Origin of the sequence: Pandoraea commovens (assembly GCF_024704525.1) — a bacterium.
GTDB lineage: Bacteria > Pseudomonadota > Gammaproteobacteria > Burkholderiales > Burkholderiaceae > Pandoraea > Pandoraea commovens.
In genome coordinates this window covers 173,567-199,641 of sequence record NZ_CP102780.1, presented here as the reverse complement: position 1 = coordinate 199,641, position 26,075 = coordinate 173,567, and the positions used below count along the sequence as shown (strand labels likewise).

Annotated in this window: 21 protein-coding genes; 10 read left to right on the top strand and 11 right to left on the bottom strand. The window is 63.2% G+C overall.

Features of this window, described 5'->3' with window-relative positions; translation table 11 throughout:
* Positions 1-172: 172 nt before the first annotated feature.
* From dprA to NTU39_RS01225, 3 genes are all read left to right on the top strand, one after another.
* The gene (gene dprA, locus NTU39_RS01235; RefSeq protein WP_174984516.1) at positions 173-1,489 is read left to right on the top strand and encodes a DNA-processing protein DprA; all 1,317 of its coding nucleotides are present in this window, start codon (positions 173-175) and stop codon (positions 1,487-1,489) included.
* Positions 1,490-1,578: 89 nt separating this feature from the next.
* Positions 1,579-1,968, top strand: a complete 390-nt coding sequence (locus NTU39_RS01230; RefSeq protein WP_150663854.1) for a thioredoxin family protein — start codon at positions 1,579-1,581, stop codon at positions 1,966-1,968.
* 161 nt (positions 1,969-2,129) lie between these two features.
* Entirely contained in the window at positions 2,130-4,838 is a 2,709-nt protein-coding gene (locus NTU39_RS01225; protein ID WP_150663853.1) for a DNA topoisomerase III, read from the top strand.
* Between the two features lie 150 nt (positions 4,839-4,988).
* Here the strand turns inward: NTU39_RS01225 and NTU39_RS01220 are convergent, their stop codons facing one another.
* Entirely contained in the window at positions 4,989-5,948 is a 960-nt protein-coding gene (locus NTU39_RS01220; RefSeq protein ID WP_150663852.1) for a LysR family transcriptional regulator, read from the bottom strand.
* A 459-nt stretch (positions 5,949-6,407) separates the two neighbouring features.
* On the opposite strand from NTU39_RS01220, the gene hemN reads away from it, so the two are divergent.
* A complete protein-coding gene (gene hemN, locus NTU39_RS01215) occupies positions 6,408-7,958 on the top strand; it encodes an oxygen-independent coproporphyrinogen III oxidase (RefSeq protein ID WP_257959026.1) in 1,551 nt (516 codons plus the stop codon).
* Between the two features lie 137 nt (positions 7,959-8,095).
* On the opposite strand, the gene NTU39_RS01210 is transcribed toward hemN, so the two are convergent.
* Both NTU39_RS01210 and NTU39_RS01205 read right to left on the bottom strand, forming a co-directional pair.
* The gene (locus tag NTU39_RS01210) at positions 8,096-8,293 is read right to left on the bottom strand and encodes a YbdD/YjiX family protein (RefSeq protein ID WP_044453281.1); all 198 of its coding nucleotides are present in this window, start codon (positions 8,291-8,293) and stop codon (positions 8,096-8,098) included.
* A 38-nt stretch (positions 8,294-8,331) separates the two neighbouring features.
* Complete coding sequence (locus NTU39_RS01205) at positions 8,332-10,398, bottom strand: carbon starvation CstA family protein (RefSeq protein WP_150663851.1); 2,067 nt, start codon at positions 10,396-10,398, stop codon at positions 8,332-8,334.
* A 430-nt stretch (positions 10,399-10,828) separates the two neighbouring features.
* Between NTU39_RS01205 and NTU39_RS01200 the strand changes: the two genes are divergently transcribed.
* Positions 10,829-12,217: a cache domain-containing protein gene (locus NTU39_RS01200; protein WP_150663850.1), complete on the top strand. Its 1,389-nt coding sequence runs from the start codon at positions 10,829-10,831 to the stop codon at positions 12,215-12,217.
* The gene (locus NTU39_RS01195) at positions 12,214-12,846 is read left to right on the top strand and encodes a response regulator (protein WP_039394571.1); all 633 of its coding nucleotides are present in this window, start codon (positions 12,214-12,216) and stop codon (positions 12,844-12,846) included. The genes NTU39_RS01200 and NTU39_RS01195 overlap by 4 nt, the downstream gene beginning before the upstream one ends.
* Positions 12,847-12,869: 23 nt before the next feature.
* Here the strand turns inward: NTU39_RS01195 and NTU39_RS01190 are convergent, their stop codons facing one another.
* The 3 genes from NTU39_RS01190 to NTU39_RS01180 form a co-directional block, all read right to left on the bottom strand.
* Positions 12,870-13,289 (bottom strand): type II toxin-antitoxin system VapC family toxin, encoded by a 420-nt coding sequence (locus NTU39_RS01190; protein WP_150663849.1) that lies wholly within the window; start codon positions 13,287-13,289, stop codon positions 12,870-12,872.
* A gap of 14 nt (positions 13,290-13,303) precedes the next feature.
* Positions 13,304-13,504, bottom strand: a complete 201-nt coding sequence (locus NTU39_RS01185) for a FitA-like ribbon-helix-helix domain-containing protein (protein WP_150663848.1) — start codon at positions 13,502-13,504, stop codon at positions 13,304-13,306.
* A gap of 256 nt (positions 13,505-13,760) precedes the next feature.
* Complete coding sequence (locus tag NTU39_RS01180) at positions 13,761-15,647, bottom strand: phosphoenolpyruvate carboxykinase (GTP) (protein ID WP_257959025.1); 1,887 nt, start codon at positions 15,645-15,647, stop codon at positions 13,761-13,763.
* Between the two features lie 453 nt (positions 15,648-16,100).
* On the opposite strand from NTU39_RS01180, the gene NTU39_RS01175 reads away from it, so the two are divergent.
* Complete coding sequence (locus NTU39_RS01175) at positions 16,101-17,111, top strand: D-2-hydroxyacid dehydrogenase family protein (protein WP_257959024.1); 1,011 nt, start codon at positions 16,101-16,103, stop codon at positions 17,109-17,111.
* Positions 17,112-17,177: 66 nt separating this feature from the next.
* Here the strand turns inward: NTU39_RS01175 and NTU39_RS01170 are convergent, their stop codons facing one another.
* The 3 genes from NTU39_RS01170 to NTU39_RS01160 form a co-directional block, all read right to left on the bottom strand.
* Entirely contained in the window at positions 17,178-18,023 is an 846-nt protein-coding gene (locus NTU39_RS01170; RefSeq protein WP_150663847.1) for a patatin-like phospholipase family protein, read from the bottom strand.
* 52 nt (positions 18,024-18,075) lie between these two features.
* Positions 18,076-18,477 carry a PaaI family thioesterase gene (locus NTU39_RS01165; RefSeq protein WP_039394559.1) on the bottom strand — a complete coding sequence of 134 codons (402 nt, stop codon included), beginning with the start codon at positions 18,475-18,477 and terminating at the stop codon, positions 18,076-18,078.
* A gap of 152 nt (positions 18,478-18,629) precedes the next feature.
* Positions 18,630-19,217 (bottom strand): hypothetical protein, encoded by a 588-nt coding sequence (locus NTU39_RS01160; RefSeq protein WP_150663846.1) that lies wholly within the window; start codon positions 19,215-19,217, stop codon positions 18,630-18,632.
* 379 nt (positions 19,218-19,596) lie between these two features.
* Between NTU39_RS01160 and NTU39_RS01155 the strand changes: the two genes are divergently transcribed.
* Positions 19,597-20,004, top strand: a complete 408-nt coding sequence (locus NTU39_RS01155; protein WP_150663845.1) for a DoxX family protein — start codon at positions 19,597-19,599, stop codon at positions 20,002-20,004.
* Between the two features lie 251 nt (positions 20,005-20,255).
* Entirely contained in the window at positions 20,256-20,825 is a 570-nt protein-coding gene (locus tag NTU39_RS01150) for a Spy/CpxP family protein refolding chaperone (protein ID WP_150663844.1), read from the top strand.
* Positions 20,826-21,188: 363 nt separating this feature from the next.
* On the opposite strand, the gene NTU39_RS01145 is transcribed toward NTU39_RS01150, so the two are convergent.
* Both NTU39_RS01145 and NTU39_RS01140 read right to left on the bottom strand, forming a co-directional pair.
* On the bottom strand, positions 21,189-21,875 hold the full coding sequence (locus NTU39_RS01145; RefSeq protein WP_150663843.1) for a Fe2+-dependent dioxygenase: 687 nt from the start codon (positions 21,873-21,875) through the stop codon (positions 21,189-21,191).
* 152 nt (positions 21,876-22,027) lie between these two features.
* Positions 22,028-24,280 carry a TonB-dependent receptor gene (locus tag NTU39_RS01140; RefSeq protein ID WP_150663842.1) on the bottom strand — a complete coding sequence of 751 codons (2,253 nt, stop codon included), beginning with the start codon at positions 24,278-24,280 and terminating at the stop codon, positions 22,028-22,030.
* Between the two features lie 668 nt (positions 24,281-24,948).
* On the opposite strand from NTU39_RS01140, the gene NTU39_RS01135 reads away from it, so the two are divergent.
* Positions 24,949-25,914: an aliphatic sulfonate ABC transporter substrate-binding protein gene (locus NTU39_RS01135; protein ID WP_150664190.1), complete on the top strand. Its 966-nt coding sequence runs from the start codon at positions 24,949-24,951 to the stop codon at positions 25,912-25,914.
* Positions 25,915-26,075 lie beyond the last annotated feature (161 nt).

Genomic DNA, 26,075 nt, shown 5'->3' with positions numbered 1-26,075 from the left:
CGCGCGCCCCGTCTGCTCTGGCCCCCCGGTCAATGCTTACCGGATGATGAAAAATTTTAGCATAGCGCTATCGTCGACGCTGGCGGCCGACACGCCCCTGGCCACTCGTGACGCCCGCCCCGCCTGCCTCGCGAGCCATTCCTGCACGGCGGAAAACGAGAATTCCGCACACTTGGGGGCGACGCACCCTGATGGACAGATCGGTGCAGACCGAGAGGAAATCAAGGACTGGTTGCGCCTGTGCCACACGCCGGGTGTGCCAGCAGCGGCGGTCCGACGTCTGCTGGCCGCCTTCGGTCCACCCGACGCGATCTTCGGGGCGTCGCGCGGCGCGTTGTCCGACGTGGTGCCGGTAGACGTCGTCGGGCGGTTGCTGGCGCGTACGTCTGCCGAATTGTCGACGCAAATCGCCGTCACGCTCGAATGGGCGGATCGACCGGGATGCGCCGTCGTCACGTTGTCCGAATCCGCCTATCCGCGCGCGTTGCTGACGCTCGGAGACCCACCGCCGGTCCTGTACTGCCGGGGAGACGTGACACGGGCCAACCGGTCGGGAGACGGCGGCGAACGGGCCGTGGCCATCGTCGGCAGCCGTCGCGCCTCGCCGCAGGGACGCGACAACGCACGGCACTTCGCCCGGGTGCTGGGGGACGCCGGTGTCGCCGTCGTGTCGGGGCTCGCCGCCGGGATCGACGCGGCGGCCCACGAGGGCGCACTGGAGACGTCCGGGGGCACGTGCGCGGTCATCGGCACCGGCGCGGACATCGTCTACCCGACGCGCCATCGTGCACTGGCCGAACAGATCGCGGAACGGGGCCTGATGCTGTCCGCGTTCCCGATCGGCACACCGCCCCGCCCCGAGCACTTCCCCCGTCGCAACCGGCTCATCGCGGCACTCGCCCGGTGTACGGTCGTCATCGAAGCGACCACGCAATCCGGCTCGCTCATCACAGCGCGCCTTGCCGGTGAACTAGGACGCGACGTCCTTGCCGTGCCCGGATCGATCCACTCGCCGCACAGTCAGGGCTGTCACGTGCTCATTCGGGACGGCGCGACCCTCGTCACTTCGCCGGACGACGTGCTGGAGGCCCTCGGTATGACGCCATCCGCCCCGGAACGCGCCGCCCGTGGCGAGCGCAAGCGTCAACGCCAGCCCTCACCCGCCCGCGCGGGCAGCGAAACGCCGGAGCACGGCAAACGGATCGCTCAAGGCGGCAATGACGGGAACGCAGCGGCCCTGCCGGGCGTCCACGTGAGCCCGAAGCAGGCAAAAGCGGATATGAGCACGGTCGGAGCGACAGACGCCCACGCGGGCACGGCAGCGGTTCTGAAGGCGCTGGGGTATGATCCCGTCAACGCGGACACCCTCTGCGAGCGCACTGGCCTCGGCATCGCTGACGTGCTGGCGCAACTGGGCGCACTGGAACTCGGCGGCCATGTCGCCCGTCTGCCGGGCGGCCGGTTCAGCCGACTGACTTTAGCCGACTGATGCCGGCCCGCTGAAGTCCTGCCACGAGGGTCAAACAACGCGCTTCTGCCCGCCACCCCCAAAACACAGCAACCGATATCACCGACACCATGCCCGTTTTCGATCCCGTCGCCGACCGTTCTGCACTGGCTGCCGCGCTGGCCGGGGGCAACACGCGTCTCGTGGCCTGTCTGTGCGCGGCGTGGTGCGGCACCTGCCGTGAATACGCGCAAACCTTCGAGCAACTGGCCGCGAAGCATCCCGAGCTATGTTTCGTCTGGGTGGACATCGAAACGCACGCCGACTGGCTCGACGACCACGACATCGAGAATTTCCCGACATTACTGGTTCAGGATGCACCGCAATCGGCCGGTCAGGCCCGCTTCTTCGGCCCGGTGCTGCCGGCCATCGGGATTCTCGAACGTATGCTCGACGCCGACGTACTGGGCAACGCCACGGTCGCGGCCCCCGCGCTGCGCGAGCACCTGCGGGCCGCGTGAGTCCGCATCCGCCCCACCCTTGCCGACGGCTTGCGACGCGCTTATGATGTGCCGCTTTCAGGCACGCCTTGTGCCCGATCCGACGGCAACGCCGGATTGGCTATATGTTATAAAGCCAACGAATGTCGCCTGGCGACACCCCCTCAACATTACTTAACGTCATGTCAAAAGCTCTGATCATTGCCGAGAAACCGTCCGTCGCGAATGACATCGCGCGGGCGCTGGGCGGCTTTACCAAGCATGACGAGTACTTCGAGAACGACGATTACGTCGTCTCGTCGGCGGTTGGCCACCTCGTCGAAATCGGCGCGCCGGAAGACTATGAAGTCAAACGCGGCAAGTGGAGCTTCGCCAACCTTCCCGTGATTCCCCCGCACTTCGACCTCAAACCGATCGCCAAGAGCGAGTCGCGTCTGAAGGTGCTCACCCGCCTCATCAAGCGCAAGGACGTCGATGTCCTGATCAACGCCTGTGACGCGGGGCGCGAAGGGGAACTGATTTTCCGTCTGATCGCGCAGCACGCGAAGGCCAAGCAACCGGTCCAGCGTCTGTGGCTTCAGTCGATGACGCCGCAATCGATTCGCGACGGCTTCAAGCGTCTGCGCACCGACAACGACATGCTCCCGCTGGCCGACGCCGCGCGCAGCCGTGCCGAAGCCGACTGGCTGGTCGGCATCAATGGCACGCGCGCCATGACGGCGTTCAACAGCAAGGGCGGCGGGTTCTTCCTGACGACGGTCGGTCGCGTGCAGACGCCGACCCTGTCGATCGTGGTCGAGCGCGAAGAAAAGATTCGCAAGTTCGTGTCGCGCGACTACTGGGAAGTCAAAGCCGAGTTCGTTGCCGCAGCAGGCTTCTACGAAGGCCGCTGGTTCGACCCGAATTTCAAGCGCAACGAATTCGATCCCGAGCAGCGCGATTCGCGTCTGTGGAGCGTGGCGGCCGCTGAGTCGGTCGTCGCCGCGGTGCGTGGCAAGCACGGCACCGTCACGGAAGAATCGAAACCGTCGAGCCAGCTCTCGCCGCTGCTGTTCGATCTGACCAGCTTGCAGCGCGAAGCCAATAGCCGCTTCGGTTTCTCCGCGAAGAACACGCTCGGTCTGGCGCAGGCGCTGTACGAAAAGCACAAGGTGCTGACGTACCCGCGTACCGACGCACGCGCGCTGCCGGAAGACTACCTGGAGACCGTCAAGGAAACGATGGCGGTACTCAAGGAGAGCAACAACTATCATCAGTTCGCCAATCAGGTTCTGAACAAGGGCTGGGTCAAGCCGAACAAGCGGATCTTCGACAACAGCAAGATCAGCGATCACTTCGCCATCATCCCGACGCTGCAAGCGCCGAAGAACCTCTCCGAGCCGGAGCAGAAGCTGTACGACCTCGTGGTCAAGCGCTTCCTGGCGGTGTTCTTCCCGGCCGCCGAGTATCAGGTGACGACCCGCATCACGGAAGTGGTCGGTCATCACTTTAAGACCGAAGGCAAGGTGCTCGTGCAGGCCGGATGGCTCGCCATCTACGGCAAGGAAGGCGCTGACGACGGCAAGGACGCAAAGGACACCAAGGAAGACCAGCCGAATCTCGTGCCGGTCGCCAAGGACGAAAAGGTCGGTGTCGACAAGGTCGCGGCCGTCGGTCTGCAAACCAAGCCGCCTGCGCGCTACAGCGAAGCGACGCTGCTTTCCGCCATGGAAGGCGCGGGCAAACTCGTGGAAGACGGCGAGTTGCGCGAAGCGATGGCAGGCAAGGGTCTGGGCACACCGGCCACGCGCGCGGCCATCATCGAAGGCTTGCTGACGGAAAAGTACCTTGTGCGCGAAGGCCGCGAGCTGCATCCGACGGCCAAGGCGTTCCAGTTGATGACGCTCCTGCGCGGCCTGGGCGTAGACGAACTGACGCTGCCGGAACTCACGGGCGAATGGGAAGCCAAGCTCTCGCAGATCGAGCGCGGCGGCCTCAAGCGCGACGAGTTCATGCACGAAATCGCGCAAATGACGCAGACCATCGTCAAGCGCGCGAAGGAATACGATTCCGACACCATCCCCGGCGATTACGCGACGCTCACGACGCCGTGTCCGCACTGCGGCGGTGTGGTCAAGGAAAACTACCGCCGTTTCGCCTGCACGAACTGCAACTTCTCGATCTCGAAGATCCCGGGCGGACGTCAGTTCGAAATCCCGGAAGTCGAAGAGTTGCTGCAGAACAAGACGATCGGACCGCTGTCGGGTTTCCGCAGCAAGATGGGACGTCCGTTCTCGGCCATCATCAAGCTCTCCCCCGATGACGAAATGGGCTACAAGCTCGAATTCGACTTCGGTCAGGACAACGGCGACGAGGATGGCGAAGCCCCGGACTTCACGGGTCAGGAGCCGGTCGGTCATTGCCCGAAGTGCAATGGGCGCGTGTTCGAGCACGGTATGCGTTACGTGTGCGAAAACGCCGTGGCGAATCCGAAGACCTGCGACTTCACGTCGGGCAAGGTGATTCTCCAGCAGGAAATCACGCGCGAGCAGATTCACAAGCTGCTCACCGAGGGCAAGACGGACTTGCTGACGAACTTCAAGTCGTCGCGCACCGGTCGCACGTTCAAGGCGTATCTGGCCAAGCAGAAGGACGGCAAGATCGGCTTCGAATTCGAGGCGAAAGCCCCGAAGAAGACCGCAGCGAAGGCTGGCGACGGCGACGCGAAGGGTGACGAAGGCGACGAGAAGGCCGCCCCGGCACGCAAGACGGCGTCGAAGACCGCAGCCTCCAAGGCACCGGCCAAGAAGGCGGCCGCCAAGAAGACGACGGCCAAGGCCAAACCGGCGACCAAGAAGGCCGCGTCGAAGTCCGACGATGCCGCCTTCGACGAAGACGACGCACCGTTCTAAGTACGTCACTCCTCCGATGAAGCCCGACGGCCTCATCGGATCGAGACAAAAAAACGGCCACCTCCTCCCGGAAGTGGCCGTTTTGCTATCCGAAGCCAGCGGCTAATGTCGCTAACGTCGCTAAGGTCGCCAACGCCGCGTCAGGCTGCGTTACATCTGAATTTCGGTGGCGGGAGCCGACATCTTGGGCGGCACCCAGCGCTCGGCGGCCGAAATACCTTCGTTCTGGCGGAAGTACTCGACCGTCAGATCGATGAAGCCACGCGTCTTTGCCGACAGGTACTTGCGGCTCGGGTAGACGAGCGAGACGTCGATGGGCGTCTGCGAATAGTTGCGCATCAGCGCCACGAGATCGCCGTCGCGCACATCGTTACCCACCAGATACGACGGCAGGAACGCAATCCCATGCCCCAGCAACACCGACTGACGCAGCAGCGCCGTGTTGTTGCAGATGAGCTTGTTCTGCACGCGCACACGCACCTCGCCGTCCGGCCCGGCGAACACACGGTCGTCGCTCCAGAACTCGCTGGGCAAGCCCAGCACGCCGTGCTCGCCCAGCTCTTGCGGCGTGACCGGCTCGCCATGTTCGGCGATATAAGCGGGCGAAGCGCACAGCATCACACGCGTCTCCGCGAGCACACGCGAAATCAGGCTTTCGCTGTTGATCATGCGCGTGAGCAGAATGCCGCAGTCGTAACCTTCTTCGACCAGGTCGACGGCCCTGTCGGTCAGCGTAAGATCGACCACGACCTTCGGGTGCAGCTCCTGATACTTCTTGACCAGCGGTGCAAGGTTGCGCACCCCGAACGATACGGGCGCCACGACCTTCAAAGTGCCTTTGGGGTCGCGTGACGCACTGGAGATGAGGGCATCGGCCTCGTCGACTTCGTCGATGATCTGCCGGCAGCGTTCGAGATACACCTGCCCGGCGCCGGTCAGCGACAGGCTGCGGGTGGTGCGGTTGAGCAAGCGAACGCCGAGGTGCGATTCGAGTTCTGCGACGTGCCGCGTGACCACAGCGGCGGACAGATCCATCTGGGCGGCCGTACGGGCGAAACTCCCGTTATCGGCCACTTTGACGAAAACGCGCATCGATTGCAGACGGTCCATGTTGTTTCCAATCGTGATGTGCCGCGTCGTTCCGGCAGAAGCGCATATGGGCGTATGCGCGTATGGGCAGACCGGCGAGCTGCCAGCACTGCGGATACCTGGGGAAACTCGCTAAAACCCGCGGGCACCGGTCGGACCGCCGCCCCGGCGGTTCCGGGGCGAGCCTCGCGCGTGCCGCCAGGGCTGTCGACACGGCGGGGACTTCAATAAGGCGCTAGCTTACCGTAGACGACAAAAAATTGCCTGCCGCGGCAATGATTTCGGTGCACGTCAGGCGTGCCGCGTGCGCACCGCGACGCAAGAATCCACTTCCAATGCGGCAATTTGCGCAATGACGTCCCGCATTGCAGGCGTCTCACGCGGCTGGCATGCCGCCGACAGGGGTGTTTGACGCAGGTCACGGCGCGCGGTTCTCGGCAGGACTACAGTCGAATATCTCCTACTGTTACGCGCCTCGTCATGAACCCATTTCCCATTTTGTCGACGCCCTGCGCCAGCGCCCCTGACGATCCGCATGTCGGCAAACCGTGCCCGGGCTGCACATCCCGCGGTTTGGGAGAGGATCCCGGACACTCTCGCTGCCAGTCCCGCGCAGCGGCATCTTCCCGCACGGCGTCGCCGTCTCCGGCATCGGCCAGTCCCGTTCAGTTCGACGCACGTCTGCTCGGTCGTTACGACGTGAACGGACCGCGCTACACCTCGTATCCGACCGCGCTGCAATTCCGCGACGATTTCGGTGTCGGCGACTACGCCCGCGCCGCCGCGCAATCCAAGCGCACCGGCCGCCCGGTCTCGCTGTATCTGCACGTGCCGTTTTGCGACACGGTGTGCTTCTACTGCGCGTGCACCAAGATCGTGACGAACAATCGCTCACACGCAGAAGCCTACGTGGCACGACTTCACGCGGAAATCACGCGTCAGGCGTCGTTGCTCGGCGCGGGCCGCACGCTCGCACAGATGCACTGGGGCGGCGGCACCCCGACGTTCCTCTCACTGGAACAGATCGCCTCGCTCGTCGACGCGATCAGCCGTCACTTCGTGATGACGCCCGACGACAGCGCCGAATACGCCATCGAGATCGATCCGCGCAGCGCGGGACCGGCGTCGATTCGTGCGCTACGTGCCCTCGGCTTCAACCGGCTCTCCATCGGCGTGCAGGACTTCGATCCGCGTGTTCAGGAGGCGATTCACCGCGTGCAACCGCGCGCGCTCGTCGAAGCGACGTTGGACGCGGCACGCAAGTGCGGCTTCAAGTCGGTCAATTTCGATCTGATCTACGGCCTGCCGCATCAGACGACCGCCTCCTTCTCGAACACGCTCGATGCTGTCATCGAGATGGCCCCGGAGCGTTTGTCGGTCTTCAGCTACGCGCATCTGCCCGAGCAATTCAAGATGCAGCGCTGTCTGCCCGACGCGCTGCCCGATGGCCCCGAAAAGCTCGCGCTGCTGCAAACGATCATCGCGCGGCTGACGGCCGCCGGTTACGTCTACATCGGCATGGATCACTTCGCGCGCCCCGACGACGAACTCGCGCTCGCGCAAGCGGCCGGTACGCTGCATCGCAACTTCCAGGGTTACAGCACGCGCGCCGATTGCGATCTCATCGGTGTGGGCATGTCGGCCATCGGTCGTGTGGGCGACAGCTATGCACAGAATGCCAAGACGCTCAAAACTTATTACGACGCCATCGACGCAGGCGGTCTCGCGATTGCGCGCGGCGTGCAACTCGATCGGGACGACCACATCCGACGCGATGTCATCTCGCGACTCATGTGTCATATGACGCTTGATTTCAGTGCGATCGAAGACGCTCACGACATCGACTTCGTCGCTTACTTCGCGACCGAACTCGGCGAGCTGGCCGATCTCGCAGCAGACGGGCTCGTGGCCATCGACGCGCACGGATTGCGCGTGCTGCCTGCCGGACGCCTGCTCGTGCGTGTGGTGGCGCAAGTGTTCGACGGCTACCGCCGCAGCGCCGCCAATGCGCGGTGCGCCAAGGTCATGTGACGTCGACAGAACGCAGGCGCAGGGTCACCAAAGCCGTCGCATGAAAACAAAACGCCCGGTGGGATCTCCACCGGGCGCTTTTCATTCTCGACGGCATCGAAGGGTGATCGATGCCGCGTTCGAATGCTCAGTCTCGTTCAGCAGCAGCGGCCACCGCTCTTGCCACCGTAGCGCGCTTCCTGCCGTTCGCGGAAGAACGCCTCGTAGCTCATGACCGGCTGATCCGGATGCGTGGCCTGCATGTGCGCCACATACGTGTCGTAATCGGGCAGGCCGACCATCAATCGCATGGCCTGTCCCAGATACCTTCCGACCTTACCGACTTCATCGAGCATGGGGCGTCCTCCGCTGTGCGTCCAAACGTCTGCCGTGCTCAGACCTGCTGCCCGGAGGGCATCGGCTCGAACGGCGTTTCCTGGGCCGTCGGCTTGTTTTCCCGACGCGCAATGAGGATGGTGCGCACCCCGAACACCGCGACCGCGACCACGACGAACATGAACACACCCGCGAGCGTCGCATCGACATAGTCGTTGAACACGATCTGCTGCATCTGTGCCACCGACTTTGCCGGGGCAAGCAGCTTGCCCTCGGCGAGCGCTGCCTGATACTTCGCAGCGTGCGCGAGGAAGCCGACCTTCGGGTCTGCGTCGAACATTTTCTGCCACCCGGCGGTGAGCGTGCAGGCGAGCAGCCACAGCGTGGGCAACACCGTCACCCAGGCGAAGCGCTCGCGCTTGAGCTTGAACAGCACGCAGGTCGCGAGAATCAGCGCGATGGCGGCGAGCATCTGGTTGGAGATGCCGAACAGCGGCCACAACGTGTTGATGCCGCCCAGCGGATCGACCACGCCCTGATACAGGAAGTAACCCCACGCCGCCACGCACAAGCCCGTGGCGATCAGGTTCGCGGGCAACGACTCCGTGCGCTTGAGCGACGGCACGAAGGTGCCGAGCAGGTCTTGCAGCATGAAGCGGCCAGCGCGCGTTCCTGCGTCGACGGCCGTCAGAATGAACAGCGCTTCGAACAGAATCGCGAAGTGATACCAGAACGCCATCATCGCTTCGCCACCCACCACCTGATGCAGGATGTGGGCCATGCCGACGGCGAGCGTGGGTGCGCCACCGGCGCGCGAAATGATGGTGTTCTCGCCAACCGCTTTCGCCGTCGAGGTCAGCACCTCAGGCGTGATCGTGAAGCCCCAACCCGAGACGACTTGCGCCACGGCTTCCGGCGTCGTACCGATCACCGCTGCCGGGCTGTTCATCGCGAAATACACGCCCGGGTCGATCACCGACGCGGCCACCAGCGCCATGATGGCGACGAACGACTCCATCAGCATGCCGCCGTAACCGATAAAGCGCGCGTTGACTTCGTTGTCGAGCAGCTTGGGCGTGGTGCCCGACGAGATCAGCGCATGGAAGCCGGACACGGCGCCGCACGCGATCGTGATGAAGAGGAACGGGAACAGCTTGCCCGACCAGACCGGACCGCTGCCGTCGACGAACTGCGTGAGCGCAGGCATCTTCAGCTCGGGGGCGACGACCAGAATACCGATGGCGAGCGCCAGAATCGTACCGATCTTCAGGAACGTCGACAGATAGTCGCGCGGTGCGAGCAGCAGCCACACCGGCAACACCGACGCCACGAAGCCGTAGCCGATCAGCATCCACGTCAGTTGCTTGCCGTCGAAGGTGAACAGCGGCGCCAGCGTGGCGCTGTCGTGCACGCTCTGGCCGAAGTAGATCGCCGCCATGAGCATCACGAAGCCGATGATCGAAACTTCGCCGATGCGGCCCGGGCGAATGAAGCGCGTATAGACCCCCATGAACAACGCAATCGGGATCGTCAGACCGACCGTGAAGGTACCCCACGGCGAGCCGGTGAGCGCCTTGACGACGATCAGCGCCAGCACAGCGAGAATGATGATCATGATGAGGAACGCGCCGAACAGTGCGATCACACCAGGGATCATGCCGAGCTCGGACTTCACGAGATCGCCCAGCGAGCGGCCGTCGCGACGCGTCGAGATGAACAGCACCATGAAGTCCTGCACTGCGCCCGCGAACACCACGCCCGCGAGAATCCAGAGCATGCCGGGCAGGTAGCCCATCTGCGCGGCGAGCACAGGCCCGACGAGCGGACCGGCACCGGCGATGGCGGCAAAGTGATGGCCGAACAGCACGTAGCGATTGGTCGGCACGTAGTCGAGGCCGTCGTTGTGACGCCATGCGGGCGTCATGCGTGTGCCGTCGAGTTGCGCCACACGGGTGGCAATGAACTTGCTGTAGAAACGGTAAGCGATCAGATAAACGCAGACAGCTGCGATCACGATCCAGAGTGCGCTGACGGTTTCGCCGCGCGATAGCGCCACCGTGCCGAGCGCGCACGCGCCGACGACGGCCACGGCTGCCCAGGGCAGTTGTTGCCAGATACGATTCATTGTCTCTCCTCGGAACTGCCTGCTTAAGGCAGCAACCCGGAACGGCGCCGTTGCGGCACTGTCCCGCCTCTTGGTGTGACACCGTGTCGGTGTCCCGAATCGCAGCGCGGAGCGCTTTCGCTTACGGCTCGCTGGCGCGCCCCTCTGTAGGGGGGTGACGACAACGAAGGCCGGTGGCGAAGCTGGTGACCTTTACTTCTGACAATCGGCCCGGTCCGCACCTGCACGCATGCGCGGCTGCCAGGCACTTTGCCAACACCGGGAACAGACTTGCGAGTTACACTCGGCAGCCCCGGCCACGATTCGGCGTGTAGTATTGGCGTTTGCCCGACGCGCCACAAGCGCGGAACTACGCAGGCTCGCTACGTGCTAGTACGTAGCGCGTACCCTTGAAACCAGCGGTCGCGGCATTGCAGGCTTATCGAATGCCATGAATCTCCGACAGAAATTTTTCGTCCTGTCGCTGCTGCCGGTTGCGTTGGCGATGGTCGCCATCGCGCTTGCCGTGCGACACCAGGGTATTGAGCTATCGCGCGCGCAGCACGAGGCCGTACAAACCACATCGCTGGCCAACAAGCGAGCCGAGCTGCTGCATTACGTGGGGCTCGCGCGCAACGCCATCGAGCCGCTCTATAACGGCCCGGATACACCCGCTGCGCGTGAAGCCGCCCTGGCCACGCTCGCCCGCATGGAATTCGGTCAGGACGGTTACTTCTTCGTCTACGACCTCCAGGGCCGCAGCCTGATGCATCCGCGTCAGCCGGAACTCGTCGGCCACAATCTCTGGTCGCTCAAGGACGAGTCCGGTGCGCCCACGATTCAGCGCCTCATCGCGGCCGCCCGCGCAGGTGGCGGCTACGTTCAATACGCGTGGGAGAAACCATCGCGTCAGCAACAGATGACGCCGAAGCTCGGCTACGTGATCGCCCTGCCGCGCTGGAACTGGATGATCGGCACGGGTATTTACCTCGACGACGTCGAAGCGACCTTGCGCGAGTCCGACGATCGCGCGCAGGCGAATATCGACCGCACGCTGATCTGGATCACGCTGATTGCATCGTCGTGTCTCGCCATCGTTGGCCTGTGCGGCCTGGTGGTGAACATCACCGAACTCAAGACCGCCGACGCCAAGCTGCGGCAACTCGCCCGTCAGGTCGTAGAGTCGCAGGAGCTGGAGCGTTCGCGCATTTCGCGCGAGTTGCACGACGGCATCAGCCAGTTGCTCGTCTCGGTCAAACTACTGCTCGAATCGGCGTCGATGCGTCTGCCCGGATCGCCCGCCGCCGCCAGCGCCACACTCGGCGTGGCCATCGAACGGCTGAATGGCACGCTCGGCGAAGTCCGGCGCATTTCGCAAGCGTTGCGTCCCGCAATGCTCGACGATCTGGGGCTCGCGGCCGCGATCGAGCAGCTCGCCCGGGAGTTCGGCTCGCACGCGGGGCTTCCCGTGGAGATGAACGTCGAGGGTGACGCGCCGACGCTCGACGACAACATCAAGACGATGCTCTACCGAATCGCACAGGAAGCGCTGACGAACATCGAGCGTCACGCGAATGCGTCGCGCGTGTCGATTCTGCTCATCTTCAAGTCCGACGGCATTCATCTGTCGATTGCCGACGATGGACGCGGTTTCGACGTCACCGACGTGCATCACGATCCTCGTCACGGCATCGGCCTGCGCAATATGCGCGAACGGCTCGACGCCGTAGGCGGTGCCCTCGGCATTCAATCCTGGCCCGGCCTCACGACCATCAGCGCGTGGGTCCCGCTCACGCCGGCCGCCGTGAAAGCGGCACTTCGCGCAACCACTCGCAAATGATGCAAGCCCACCCCATCCGACTTCTGTTGATCGACGACCACCCGCTAGTGCGCGACGGCCTGCGCGCGCGATTCGACGCGGCACCCAACTTGCAGGTCGTTGGCGAAGCGGGCAACGCGCAGGAAGCCCTGACCCGCGCGAAGACGGCGTCGCCCGATCTCGCCCTGATGGACATCAGCATGCGCGGCACGAACGGCATCGAGCTGACGGCGCAGTTCCGGGAGCAGTTTCCCCATATCGCTGTGCTGATTCTCTCGATGCACGACAACGCGGAGTATGTGCGTCAGGCGGTGCGCGCCGGTGCGCGCGGCTACGTGCTCAAGGATGCGCCCGCACACGAGATCGTGACGGCCATCGAACGTGTGGCACGCGGCGATGCCTACTACAGCGCCGCGATTGCGGCGCGTGTCGTGCAGGCCTCCACCTCGCACGCCCCCATCGATTCGCTGACGCCTCGCGAACGCGAAATCCTCACGCGCATTGCACATGGCCTCGCGAACAAGCAGATCGCGACGGAAATGGACCTTTCTGTGCGCACTGTGGAAACCCATCGCCTCAACATCAAACGCAAGCTCGGCATCGAGGGGCAAGCGGAGTTGATCAAATTTGCGGTGGAGAATCGGCTGTAAATCGGTCGTGCATTGTTGCCTTGCTACGGCTGAAACGGGTTGTATACCTCCACTCCGGTGTCGGAAAAATCTTTGACGTTGCGTGTGACGACGATGAGTTCGTGCACCAGCGCAGTCGCGGCAATGAGTTTGTCTATCGGATGTTGCTCGTTGGGCACGCGCATGCGCGCCCAAGCGTTACATATCGTGAGATCTATCGGCAAAATGTCGTCGGCATATTCAATGTGAAGCTGCTCCAACCATGATTCGATAAGCGACGCTTGTCGAACATCGTTTCTGTGCCGCAGCACTCTCATGCCGCGCTGCAACTCACCCATCGTGATCACCGAAATGAATTTCTGCGCTCGACGCCGTTCTGCCATTCGCATGAAACGCTGAACACCCTCGTCGCCACCACCGCGCTTACGACTCTCGCTGACGACGTTGGTATCGAGTAGGTACATGACGATAGACCGACTTAGTTAATCCGCTCGAAGTCGCTATCCAGACCGACGTTCGGCATGGCTCGCAGTGCTTCTCCCAGCGATCGGAAGCGCGGAACCCGCGCCACTCGATCAAGAATCTGCAGCACTTCCTCTTCCGGCGTCCTTCCGCCCTGCGCAGCCCGCGACTCAATCGACCGCATCAACTGCTCGTCGATCCCTTCAATCAACATCATGTGCATAAGCTTCTCCTTCTATGCATATCCAAAAACCGTCATCCAAATCAAACATTCGGATGACGAGATAAATGCTAGCACCGGAGGACTTTCGAAAACCGGCCGACGCGTTGACTGGCGCACCTTTCGGAAGGATCACAAGGCAATAAAAAATCCCGCCGAAGTTTCCCTCGGCGGGATCGTGCTGCGGACTCAGGGTGACAGCGGCGCTATCGTGACGTTGTCGACGTTCGCGATGTAACCATCACCGCCACCATCACGACTTCAGACGGCGCTCGATGTCGGCCTTCGTATCGAGCAGCGCCTGCGGCAGATGATGCTTGAGCGTGTCGAACAGTTCGGCGTGAAGCTTGAGTTCTTCGTGCCACGCGGCAGGGTCCATCGAGGTGACGTCATCGAACTGCGCGGCCGTGAACGACAGACCGTCCCAGTTCAGATCTTCGTAGCGCGGCGTAATGCCGAAGGCGTTCTCCGTACCCTGCGCAGTGCCATCGATACGACCCAGCATCCATGCCAGCACACGCATGTTCTCGCCGAAGCCCGGCCACACGAACTTGCCGTCGCCCCCCTTGCGGAACCAGTTCACGCAGTAGATCTTCGGCAGCGTGGCGCCCGTCTTGTCGAGATGCGCGCCCGTGTCGAGCCAATGCTGGAAGTAGTCGGCCATGTTGTAGCCGCAGAACGGCAGCATCGCGAACGGATCGCGACGCACCACGCCTTGCTGGCCAGCGGCCGCGGCGGTCGTCTCCGAGCCCATCGTCGCCGCCATGTACACGCCCTCGGTCCAGTCGCGCGCTTCCGTGACCAGCGGCACCGTGGTCGAGCGGCGTCCGCCGAAGATGAACGCATCGATCGCCACGCCAGCCGGGTTCTCCCAGTCGGCGTCGATCGACGGGCATTGCGACGCCGGCGCAGTGAAGCGCGAGTTCGGATGCGCCGCCTTGCGGCCGGTTTCCTTCGCACTCTCGGGCGTCCAATCCTTGCCCTGCCAGTCGATCAGGTGCGCGGGCGGCGTGTCGGTCAGACCTTCCCACCACACATCGCCGTCGTCGGTGAGCGCGACGTTGGTGAAGATGACGTTCTCGCCCAGCGTCGCCAGCGCGTTCGGGTTCGTCTTCTGGCTCGTGCCCGGCGCTACGCCGAAGAAGCCCGCTTCCGGGTTGATGGCGTACAGACGACCGTCCTTGCCCGGTTTGATCCATGCGATGTCGTCACCGATGGTCTCGACCTTCCAGCCATCGAAGCCCTTCGGCGGAATCAGCATGGCGAAGTTGGTCTTGCCGCAGGCCGACGGGAACGCCGCGGCGACGTGGTACTTCTTCCCCTGCGGCGACGTCACGCCCAGGATCAGCATGTGTTCGGCCAGCCAGCCTTCGTCGCGACCCATCGTCGAAGCGATGCGCAGCGCGAAGCACTTCTTGCCCAGCAGCGCATTGCCGCCGTAGCCTGAGCCGTAGCTCCAGATCTCACGCGTTTCCGGGAAGTGGACGATGTACTTCGTGCTGTTGCACGGCCACGCCACGTCTTTCGCGCCAGCAGCGAGCGGTGCACCCACGGTATGCACGCAGGGCACGAACTCGCCGTCGTCGCCGAGTACGTCGTACACGGCGCGGCCCATGCGCGTCATGATGCGCATGTTCACAGCGACGTACGGCGTGTCGGACAATTCCACGCCGATGTGCGCAATCGGCGAGCCGAGCGGGCCCATCGAGAACGGCACGACGTACATCGTGCGGCCCTGCATGCAGCCCTGGAAAAGCCCGTCGAGCGTCGTGCGCATCTCGGCCGGATCGATCCAGTGATTGGTCGGGCCGGCGTCTTCGCGCTTCTCGCTACAGATGAACGTGCGATCTTCCACGCGCGCGACATCCGACGGATCGGACAGCGCGAGGAACGAATTGGGGCGCTTGGCGGGATTGAGCCGCTGCATTGTCCCGGCGGCGACCATCTGTTCGCACAAACGGTCGTACTCCTCTTGCGAGCCGTCGCACCAGACGACACGCTCGGGTTGCGTGATCGCCGCGATATGCGAGACCCAGTCGATCAGTTTGCGGTGACGCACCCAACCGGGCAAATCACGCGTGGCAACATTGGACGAGGAAGAGGCGTTGAGCGCGTTAGCGCTCACACTGGCTTGCGTCATGGGGGTTGTCTCCATGCAGAGTCGGGGAAATCGAAGCAGACGTTGAAGCGCCGGTGGGTGCGAGCACCGGTCGTCCTTATATAAGAGCACCGTGCAGGCGCCCTGCGTGACCGGGCGGTCCGTCCGGTTGGGGATACCGGAAGGACGTCACAGTTGGCGTCTCACTCACCAGGTCCGACATGCATTTGCGGGGTGGGTTCGACTTTTTGCCATCGTGTTTAGGCGGTTTCGCCATGGTTGCCAGGACACCTGCCATACTATGCAAAACGAGGCGTCAGCATACCACCGCAAAAATTGCGTCGGTGCTGCGTCGCAACAAGGTAGCGGGGGGGTTGCCCCGTCTCGCACCGACCACGTCAAGAACAAGCTTGCCTGCCCGTGTGGGCGGGCTCCGACAATTGTTCCGTCTGCGCAGAACGTCATCGTTCTGCGTCGATCCGATTACGCTTTGCCATGAAAATTGCCATTCTCGACGACTATCAGGACGCCGTTCGCAAGCTCGATTCCTTCTCCCTTCTGGCCGGACATGACGTTAAGGTCTTCAACAACACGGTAAAAGGTGTCGGGCAGCTTGCGGCCCGGGTCGGAGAAGCCGAGGTGCTCGTTCTGATTCGCGAGCGCACCGCTATCACGGCGCAACTCATCGACAAGCTGCCGCGCCTGCGGGTCATCAGCCAGACCGGTCGCGCTGGCAATCACATCGATATCGACGCCTGTACCGCACGCGGCGTGGCCGTGCTCGAGGGCGTCGGCTCCCCCATCGCACCGGCCGAACTTACCTGGGCACTGATCATGGCCGCCCAGCGCCGGATTCCCCAGTACGTCTCCAGCCTCAAGCATGGCGCCTGGCAGCAGTCGGGCCTGAAGTCGTCGAGCATGCCACCGAATTTCGGGATGGGTCAGGTGCTGCGTGGCCAGACGCTCGGCCTGTGGGGCTACGGCAAGATCGGTCGCCTCGTCGCCGGTTACGGCAAGGCGTTCGGGATGGAAGTGATGGTGTGGGGACGCGAAGGTTCGCGCGAAGCGGCCGCCGCCGACGGTCTGCGTGTGGCGAACAGCAAGGAAGAGCTCTTCACGCAAAGCGATGTGCTCTCGCTTCACCTGCGTCTGAACGACGAGACGCGTCACGTCGTGAAACTGGAAGACCTCTTGCAGATGAAGCCCACGGCGTTGTTCGTGAACACGAGCCGCGCCGAACTGGTGGAAGAGAACGCCCTCATCACCGCACTGAACCGCGCACGCCCCGGCATGGCCGCCATCGACGTCTTCGAGAGCGAGCCGATTCTGCAAGGCAATCCGCTGCTACGTCTGGAGAACTGTGTGTGCACACCGCACATCGGCTACGTCGAGCGCGAGAGCTACGAGTTGTACTTCCGCGTCGCGTTCGAGAACATCGTCAACTTCCTGAACGGCGATCGTTCGCACGTCGCGAATCCGGCGGCTCTGCTCGGCTTCGGACGTTAAGCCTGCGCAAAATCATTGCAGCGTCGACGCAACGTCGGCGCAACCACCCGGCTGTCTGGCGCGCAGTTACATCGACGCCAGATGCCGCAGGAAGGTCTCACCGTCCTTGCGGCCCAGCGCGAACGCCGGCGCCATGTTCTCGGGGCGCGTGTAATCCCAGCTTGAAATCGGCACTGGCTCGGACGGCTGCACGTACAGGCGGTCCTGCCCGCCATGATGTTGGGTAAATATCTGCGGACGCGGATAGCGTCGCGTCACCATCACCAGCACTTGCCCGGGCGTTGCATCGAGTGCATCGACCGGCACGTTATCGACCATACCCCCATCGAGCACCGCCCGGCCGCCACGTCGCAGAATCGGCGTGAACGGCGGCGTGCACGACGATTGCAGCATCAGATCCGCCAGTTCCTCCGTCGTGCGGCAGTCCTGCGCCCGCACGAATTCCGGGCGAAAACCAAGGCTACGGGCGAGTGTCGGATGCAGCGTGCGCCGCCAATGTTTGTCGATGTTGTACGCCACGAGTCCGGCCGCCGTCGCGCTGCGCGGTCCCAGCCAGCGAGGGATGTGCGACACGCCCACGCGAATCTCCGGTCCGGCGGCGAGCTTGTCGAGTTGACCGTCGTAGATGTCGAGCAATGCCTGACGATAGATGCGGTAATGCGGGAACACCCGCTCGCGTCGCAGGAGGTTGCCCCAATAGGCGTTCTTGCGATTGCCCGCGAGCGCCTGCCGGTAGTAATCCATCACCCAGTCCGACGCCCGCATATGCAGCATGCATGCCGTGGCCGCACCGGCCGAAATTCCGGTGATGACACGCGGACGCAGCGGCACGTCGCGCGAGACGCGCTCCCAGAATCCGGCCTGCCACCAGCAGCGGTTGCCACCACCGGCAAAGACGATCTGATCGAACATCGGGGTCTCCTCTGAAGCGGCCTAGCAGCGCTGCAGCGCCGCCGTCAATTCGTCACAGCAGCGCGTAGGTGGTCGTTGCGTGCACGGCCATCTTGCCGGACGCGTCGAAAATCTCGATCTCGCCGAACACCAGATTCTTGCCGCGACGCAGAATCCGCGCGATCACGCGCAGATCGCCATCCGTGACGGGACGCATGAACTGCGTATTGAGCGTCACCGTCGTCATCGGCTGAAAACCGCCGAGCGCGGCGGACAACGCCACCACCATTGCGGTATCGGCCACCGCCATGAACACCTGTCCGCAGATCACGCCGCCACCGTGCTTGAACGCGGCATCGAACGGCAACCGTAGCTCGCTTTCGTCGGGGCCGACGGCCTCGATTTGCAGATTCAGTTGCCGCACCCACGGCGAGACGAGTTCTTCGAGCATCTTTTGCGCTTGCACCAGCTCCATCCTGTCCATCCTCCATCGTCATGCTTGTTTTCGTGACGCCGATGATAGCCCCAAAACAAACGCGCCACCCGGTAAAGGGTGGCGCATAGAGCAATCACTCGGAGCAGCTCGGAAGCCTTCAGGACGACTGAAGGACACCCGAGGCAGAGTGCTTAGCCGTTCGTCTTGTCCTGATGAATACGCTGGCTCTGATGGTTCTCGCGGTGTTGAACGCCGGACTGCTCGCCTGCGCTCACGTGACCGTTCTTGGCGGCGTGCGCTTCGGCGGCATCGACATGCGCCTGGCCCTTCTCAAGGCTGCCGACCTGCTTGTTATTCAACGTCCCGGCCGCTTGCCCTTGGGCGATGCGCTTCTCCTGATTGACGTTACGCTGCACGTCCGACTGCAAACGCTCGGACGACTTCGACGTCGGATTCGCCACCCGGTCGTTGTGCTTGAGCTGATCGATCTTCGCGCTTTCCTTGTTCTGCGCGTTGGCGATGCGTGCCTTCTGCGCGGCAGTGTCGCCCGTGCGATCGGCATGCGCCTGCATCTTGTCGATCTTCGCTTCGCTCTTCTCCAGACCCGACGCTTCCTTGGTCGTCAACTGGCCGCTCTTCAGACCGTTCTCGATGCGTTGCTGCTGATTGATGTCGCGCGCCGTTTCGGTCGCGCTGCCCTGGGCGAACGCCTGCGAGGCGAACAAGCCACCGAAAGCCACGGTCACGGCGCTCAGAATCAGAGTTTTACGGACGTTCATGATGGAATCCTTATGCCTTAGGGTGTTTTGCTTCGTCGGAGACTCGACGGGGGGATCGCACCTGCCGGCGGAATTGCCGGCGATTTGCTGCGTCCTTGACCGTAATAACGAAGCCCGAAGGCCGCCCGCCGACAGCCGTCGTGTAACGCGGCAGTCCGAAAAGTAACGGCGTGTAATCGCGCCGACGGGGGCGTCCTTCGCTATGTCCATGAAATCGTTGGGGCACCCGCAGACAGCGCCGTAACGTTTTGATACAGTGGTGCCCATTTGGCCGGTACGCCCCACCCGTTCCGACGTTGCAAACATCGAAGGGGGCGCACCACTCCGTTGTCTGTCAGCCCCCTTACGCGAACAAGCGAGTCAAGAAGGAGCCTTCACCATGCAGAGCACCAGAGACGATCTCGGCAAACTGATCTTGCGCCTCACCCTCGGCATCCTGCTGCTGTTTCACGGCGTCAGCAAAGTCATCAACGGTGTCGGATTTATCGAGGGCATGATCACATCGCACGGTCTGCCGGGTTTTCTCGCCTATGGCGCATATCTGGGTGAAGTCCTCGCCCCGGTCCTGCTGATTCTCGGCGTGCTCACCCGTCTGGGTGGCCTGCTCGTCGTGGGCAACATGCTGGTCGCCTTCTCACTGGTTCACCTGAGCCAGCTGGGCGATCTGTCGAAGACGGGCGGCTGGGCGCTGGAATTGCAAGGCTTCTATCTGTTCATGGGCCTGTGCGTCATCCTCTTCGGCGCTGGCCGTTACAGCGTGTCCGGCGGTCGCGGCGCCTGGGACTGATCCGCAAGGCACCGAAAGGCGCTAAAGCGTCCCTCTCGGGAACCGGACGACGCGCGCGATGTCGCGCGTTTCGTCAGCACGGCCCGCCGTTGCCGACCCCGGCAACGGCGGGCCGAGTCGTTTCGGAATGTTGCAAACGCGGGCGCTGGTAACGCTGAGTAATACAGCCGTTGCACTTTGCAACTTGTTAGGTTCACTGATGACTTACTCTGAAACTGCCAATTCCGGCAGTATCAAAAGGAGTCAACACCATGCGCAAACTGAAGATCGCCGCCGCGTCGGCAATCGTTGCCGCCACCGCGATGTTCGGCGTCGCCCATGCCGCGGACACCCCTGCGCCGGCCACCGGACCGCACGCCGCCATGCATCACATGCGTGGCGACCACGGCCCCTGGGGGCTGGGTAACATCAGCAAGCTGCACGACCAACTGAAGCTCAACGCGCAACAGGAACAGGCCTGGCAGCAAGCGGTCGCCACGTCGAAGCAGAATCGCGACGCCATGCGTAAGAACGGCGAGCAATTCCGTCAGATGATCGGTCAGGCGAAGGACCAGCAGGTGCTCGATCTGGCCGGCATGCGTGCCGCCCGCGAAAAGGTGTTCGATCAGAACCGCCAGCTTCGCAGCCAGACCGAAGATGCGTGGCTGAACGTGTACAACGGCCTGAACAACGACCAGAAGGTGCTTGTGAGCAATGCCATCAAGGCACGCTGGGCGAAGATGAAGGCCTGGCATGACAAGGCGATGCAGCATCGCGGCCAGATGCACAAGGGAGCCCCGGCTCCGGCACCGACGCCGGCACCTGCCGGTCAGGCACAATAAGCGCGAGGCCAGCGCCGCCGGGCGCGAACGCCCGGCATATTGTGAAACGCCCGGTCCCCAGGGTCTGTTCACACTAATTCCGGACTCGTGAACGTGTTCTACCGGCTGACTGGCAAGGCACCGACAGCGCCGCTTGGTCGCCCCAAGCAAGCTAGCGGTAACGCGGCCAGGCGGCCGGTAGGGCACGTTCCCTCCGGGTTGTCCACCCAAAGGGGCGATCGCGGCGTCATGATCCTCGCGAATATTCCCGATATTCGCTTCGGCTCATTCCTTGCGCTCGCCCCTTTGGCCGGGCAACACGAGCCCGGAATTAGTGTGAGCAGACCCTAGCAAGGGCCGGGCGTTTTTTTGCGCTCCGTTCGTTCAGGTCTCGCTCCAGACCCGCAGCAGGTTGTGGTAACAGCCCACGAGCGTGCGACGCGCCGTCTCGTCCGCGTCCGTCGTGTTCAGACGCTGAATGGCGTTATCCATATCGAAGAGCAACGTGCGCTGCGTGTCGTCGCGCACGAGACTCTGCACCCAGAAGAAGCACCCCACGCGCACACCGCGCGTAATCGGATTGACACGATGCAGGCTGGTCGCCGGGTACAGCACCATGTCCCCCGCCGCGAGCTTCACCTGATGCGCACCGTACTGATCTTCGATGACGAGTTCGCCGCCGTCGTATTCATCCGGCGACGCGAGAAACAGCGTGGCAGAGATGTCGGTGCGGATGCGCATGCCGCTGCCCGGTTGCAGACGGATCGCGCCGTCCACATGGTTACCGAAGTGCATGCCTTCGCCGTAGCGGTTGAACATCGGCGCGTAGACCTTGTTCGGAAGCGCGGCGCTGATGAACAGGGGATTGCGCTCGAGCGCGGCGAGAATCATGTCGCCGAGTTCGTGCGCGACGGGCGAGCGTTCGTCGATCTGCTGGTTCTGTTTGACGGGCGCCCCCTGATACCCCGCCGTGGCAAGGCCGTCGACCCACGCTTCGCCCGCGTTGTCGAGCTTCGTACGGACCCAACGCACCTGATCGGCGCAGAGGACATTCGGTATTCGGAGCTGCATGGGCGGCGTCCTTCGAAGAAAGCACAAGGCGCGAACCCGGCCAGTGATGCCGGTTCGCGCCTCGTATTGTGCGTCATTTTGTGCTTCGCGGGATGGCTTGACGAACAGCGCTCAGGCCACTCTTCAGCCTTCCCGGGCAACGGTCAGAAGCTTCAGAAACGATACGTCCCGGTGAGCAGCGCCGTGCGTCCGATCCCCGGCGTCGCGCGTCCGCCATCCGACTGAATCAGCCCATCCCAATACGTCTTGTTGAACACGTTGAGCAGGTTGAAGCGAATGTCGTACTTCGGCTGATGGTAGGCCACAGTGGCGTCCCAACGCGTGTAGCCGCCCACCCGAATCAGGTTGGTGTTCGCCGCGTAACGCATCGACATGTAGTTCATGCCGCCGCCCACTTCCCAGTGGCCGAGCGTGTACGTCGACCACAGCGTGAGCGAGTGGCGCGGCGTATTCGCGAGCACGTTGCCCTGCGTACCGTCGTTGGCCTGCACGACCTGCGAGTTCAGGAACATGTAGCCGCCCATCACTTGCCAGTTCGACGTGATGTGACCCGTCGCACTCACTTCCGCACCGCGAATGCGCACCTTGCCTGCGTCGCTGTACTCGCCGCTCGTGCCGGTCTGCGTGCGCGCATTGTTCTTCGTGACCTGGAACAGCGCCGTGTTGATCGAGAGGTTGTCGTCGAACAGATTCCATTTGCTGCCGACTTCGAACGATTCGTTCGTCTCCGGCGGCAACGCTTGCGTGTTGTTGGTGACGGTCAGCGTCTCAAGCGACGGATTGAACGACGTGCCGTACGAGAAGTAATACGACTGCGCTTCGCTCGGCTGATAGATCACCCCCGTGCGCACGCTCGTGTAATTGACAGTCTGCGTCGCATAGCCCGGTGCGCTGATCGAGTTCGAGAGCTGCGCCTTGTAGCGGTCCCAGCGAAGACCGCCGATGATCTTCCACTGCTTGTTCAGTTCGATCGTGTCGTTCGCGTAGAACGCCACCGTCTCTGCCGAGCCTTGCGCGAGGTTGCCGGTCGACGTCGTGACGTTCGGCAGGCTGGCGAGGTACGCCGTGCTGTTCGCCGGAATCCATCCAAGGAAGCCCGACGCCTGCCCCGCACCCGTGCGCAGATAAGCCTGATTCTCGTACGTGTCGCGGCCCAGTTCGGCACCGGCGATCAGGGTGTGTTTGATCGGTCCCGTATCGAACTTCTTCACCACGTCGGTCTGGTTGAACAGCGCCGTGTCGGTGATCTGACGGTCGTGGCTTTGCAACTGGACAGAGAGCTGATCAAGCGAATACGAAGGCAATCCCGGCGTCGGCCCGGTCGGCAGCGTCGTAAAGCCGCCTTTGCCGTTGGAGATACCGACCGCGTGCGGCGACGTCTCGATCGCATCGATCGAATAACGGCTGTAGTTCGTCTGGTTCGTGATCTTCAGGCTGTCGTCGACCTTGTGCTCGATCTTGGCCGTAACGCTCACCACGTCCTGCACGGTGCGGTCGGTCGTCAGCCCGTAGAACTGATTCTTCGAGATGGGCAGCGGATTGCCGTTGAAACCGACCGTGCCATAGTCCGCCATGTCACGGTTGTGCTGGACCAGCGCAGAGAGCGTGATTTCCGTGGGCGTGCCGATACCGAGCTTGAGCGTCGGCGCGACACCCCAGTCCTGGTTGTACAGCACGTCGCGCGTGGAGTGAATGTCCTGACCGAAGCCGTTGATACGGAACGCGGCCGTGTCCGAGAGCGGATGATTGAAGTCGAACGAGCCGCGATACCGGTCGTTCGTCCCAATCGTGCCCGACACTTCGTTCAACGGCTTGAGGTTCGCCTGCTTGCTCACCTGATTGATGACGCCCCCGGTCGATCCGCGCCCGAACAGCATTGACGACGGGCCTTCGAGCACTTCGATGGCGTCCAGATCGAACGTGTCGCGATAATACTGACCCCGGTCGCGGAAGCCATCGAGATAGATGTCCGTACGCGCGTTGAAACCGCGCAGGTTGATGTTGTTGCCGATCTGCCCGCCCTCGGCGCCGCCCAGCGTGATCGCGGGGGAGTTGCGCAATGCATCGGCGAACGACGTCGCACCCTGCGCCTGCATGACCGCCTTGTCGATGACCGTGACCGTTTGCGGAATGTCGCGGATCGCCGTGGGCACTTTGCCGCCGGCCGTCGACATATCGCGCATGTACTCTTCGCGAATCGACGTGCCGGAGACCTCCGTTTGCGGCAGCGCCGCCGCAGGGGCGGAGGCAGCAGGTGCGGCGGGTGTGGCCGCCGGGGTCGCAGTATTGGTGACGGGCGCGTTCGGTGCGGTGCTTTGTGCCATCGCATTCGAGGCGTAGGTGACGGCGAGCGGCGTGGCGAAGATCGCCATCATCGCCAGAGCCAGCGGCTTGCGTTGCATCATGGTGATTGAAGTACGACGGAACGAGTGAGTACGAATGCGTGCTCGACGGCACAACGTCACAGGAGTGATCTGGGGCGCGAATATAAATAAGAATGATTTTCATTACAAGGTGCGCGCACCGCGGTAACTCACTGAAATCACTCGATTTTTTGTAATACGTCGTAACACGTTCGCACCAGTTCGGTGCGCATGTTCGGTAAGGCGATGAAAGCATTCAGATTGCTTCGTCGACCTGTAATCGCTATTGGTCGTCTCGCGCCCCTGAAACGCAGGGTTTTCACTAAGGGTGAAGACGCAACGAATACGAGACTTCCACGCCATTTACGGGCTTGAAGGGCATTGCGGCGGTTTTGACTGACGATATCGCCGCGTTCGAGTACGTTTCCTCTCGGGGCCCCACCGCAAGCACGCCAGTCGCTATCGATATGCCAATGACGTCGCTAAGCAAAGCCGAATCGCTTATTGGCGCGTGCACGATGCGTCGCGATACAAGTGGGGACGGCGCAACGCGCCGCATTTGCGCTCCCACCCACCGCCCTCACCCAGCATCGCTCATGACCCGCCAGCCCGATCCCGCCCACCTTGCCGCCGTCGACAACACAGACGACACCACTCTTTCGCCGCTGCCCCCTGCGCGCCGACGTTTCCTTCAGCGCGCGGGCACTGCGATGCTCGCGGGCGGTGCGCTCAACGCGCTGGGCATCGCGGGGGCGGCCGGTGTGCTGACGCACAGCGGTCAGGCACGCGCGGCCAACGCGCCGCTCACCCTGCGCATCGGTTATCAGAAGTCGTCGACGCTCATCGTGCTCGCCAAGGCGCGCGGCACGCTGGCACAGGCGCTGGCCCCGCACAACGTCACGCTGACGTGGCACGAATTCACGAGCGGATTGCCACTGCTCGAAGCGCTCAACGTGGGCAGCATCGACTTCTCGGCGGACGTCGCGGACACGGTGCCGGTGTTTGCCCAGGCGGCGGGGGCGCGCATCGCCTATGTCGCGCGCGAGACCCCGTCGCCGGACGCCGAAGCGATTCTCGTCCCGCAGAACTCACCCATCAAGACGCTCGCGGATCTCAAGGGAAAGCGCATCGCCGTGACGAAGGGCGCGGGCGTGCACTATCTGCTCATCGCGGCACTGCAAAGCGTTGGTCTGCGAATCAACGACGTGCAGCCCGCCTACCTCACTCCGGCGGACGGCCGTGCGGCGTTCGCCAGCGGCAATGTCGACGCCTGGGTGACGTGGGATCCGTTCCTCGCGAGCGTCGAGCGCCAGGACAAGGTGCGCACGCTGACCACCGCACGCGGACTGGCTGGCTATCAGCGCTACTACCTCGCCACGCCCGCCTTCGCACGCGATCACGACGCCGTGCTGCGCGACGTCTATCGCACGTTGCGCGAGACCGGTCAGTGGGTACGCACCAACCCGCGCGGGGCGGCGGCTCAGTTGTCGCCGGTATGGGGACTCGACGTCGCCACCGTGGAAGCCGCCAACAAGCGCCGTAGCTACGACGTGCAGCCGGTCGTGCGCGACGCCGTCGCCGAGCAGCAGCGCATTGCGGACGTCTTCACGCAGGCGGGGCTACTGCCCCGTCGCATCGACGCCGCCGATGCGACCATCTGGCAAGCCCCCGCCTGAGGGTTCCGGACACCCCCGCACATCACCGTGGCGCGCGCATGACACCCTGGGTATTCATTACCGATTCTTTAAGGTATTTCCGACGGAATTAAGACACCTGTTTATACTTCGGTATGTAATACCTAAAGCATTCGGCCGGAGCCCCCCCGGAACGGCCTTGG

Bases quoted from the DNA above. Each gene is read 5' to 3' on its own strand.
- NTU39_RS01230 (WP_150663854.1), top strand. From the start codon at position 1,579: ATGCCCGTTTTCGATCCCGTCGCCGACCGTTCTGCACTGGCTGCCGCG.
- NTU39_RS01225 (WP_150663853.1), top strand. From the start codon at position 2,130: ATGTCAAAAGCTCTGATCATTGCCGAGAAACCGTCCGTCGCGAATGAC.
- NTU39_RS01220 (WP_150663852.1), bottom strand. From the start codon at position 5,948: ATGGACCGTCTGCAATCGATGCGCGTTTTCGTCAAAGTGGCCGATAAC.
- hemN (WP_257959026.1), top strand. From the start codon at position 6,408: ATGAACCCATTTCCCATTTTGTCGACGCCCTGCGCCAGCGCCCCTGAC.
- NTU39_RS01210 (WP_044453281.1), bottom strand. From the start codon at position 8,293: ATGCTCGATGAAGTCGGTAAGGTCGGAAGGTATCTGGGACAGGCCATG.
- NTU39_RS01205 (WP_150663851.1), bottom strand. From the start codon at position 10,398: ATGAATCGTATCTGGCAACAACTGCCCTGGGCAGCCGTGGCCGTCGTC.
- NTU39_RS01200 (WP_150663850.1), top strand. From the start codon at position 10,829: ATGAATCTCCGACAGAAATTTTTCGTCCTGTCGCTGCTGCCGGTTGCG.
- NTU39_RS01195 (WP_039394571.1), top strand. From the start codon at position 12,214: ATGATGCAAGCCCACCCCATCCGACTTCTGTTGATCGACGACCACCCG.
- NTU39_RS01190 (WP_150663849.1), bottom strand. From the start codon at position 13,289: ATGTACCTACTCGATACCAACGTCGTCAGCGAGAGTCGTAAGCGCGGT.
- NTU39_RS01185 (WP_150663848.1), bottom strand. From the start codon at position 13,504: ATGATGTTGATTGAAGGGATCGACGAGCAGTTGATGCGGTCGATTGAG.
- NTU39_RS01180 (WP_257959025.1), bottom strand. From the start codon at position 15,647: ATGACGCAAGCCAGTGTGAGCGCTAACGCGCTCAACGCCTCTTCCTCG.
- NTU39_RS01175 (WP_257959024.1), top strand. From the start codon at position 16,101: ATGAAAATTGCCATTCTCGACGACTATCAGGACGCCGTTCGCAAGCTC.
- NTU39_RS01170 (WP_150663847.1), bottom strand. From the start codon at position 18,023: ATGTTCGATCAGATCGTCTTTGCCGGTGGTGGCAACCGCTGCTGGTGG.
- NTU39_RS01165 (WP_039394559.1), bottom strand. From the start codon at position 18,477: ATGGAGCTGGTGCAAGCGCAAAAGATGCTCGAAGAACTCGTCTCGCCG.
- NTU39_RS01160 (WP_150663846.1), bottom strand. From the start codon at position 19,217: ATGAACGTCCGTAAAACTCTGATTCTGAGCGCCGTGACCGTGGCTTTC.
- NTU39_RS01155 (WP_150663845.1), top strand. From the start codon at position 19,597: ATGCAGAGCACCAGAGACGATCTCGGCAAACTGATCTTGCGCCTCACC.
- NTU39_RS01150 (WP_150663844.1), top strand. From the start codon at position 20,256: ATGCGCAAACTGAAGATCGCCGCCGCGTCGGCAATCGTTGCCGCCACC.
- NTU39_RS01145 (WP_150663843.1), bottom strand. From the start codon at position 21,875: ATGCAGCTCCGAATACCGAATGTCCTCTGCGCCGATCAGGTGCGTTGG.
- NTU39_RS01140 (WP_150663842.1), bottom strand. From the start codon at position 24,280: ATGATGCAACGCAAGCCGCTGGCTCTGGCGATGATGGCGATCTTCGCC.
- NTU39_RS01135 (WP_150664190.1), top strand. From the start codon at position 24,949: ATGCTCGCGGGCGGTGCGCTCAACGCGCTGGGCATCGCGGGGGCGGCC.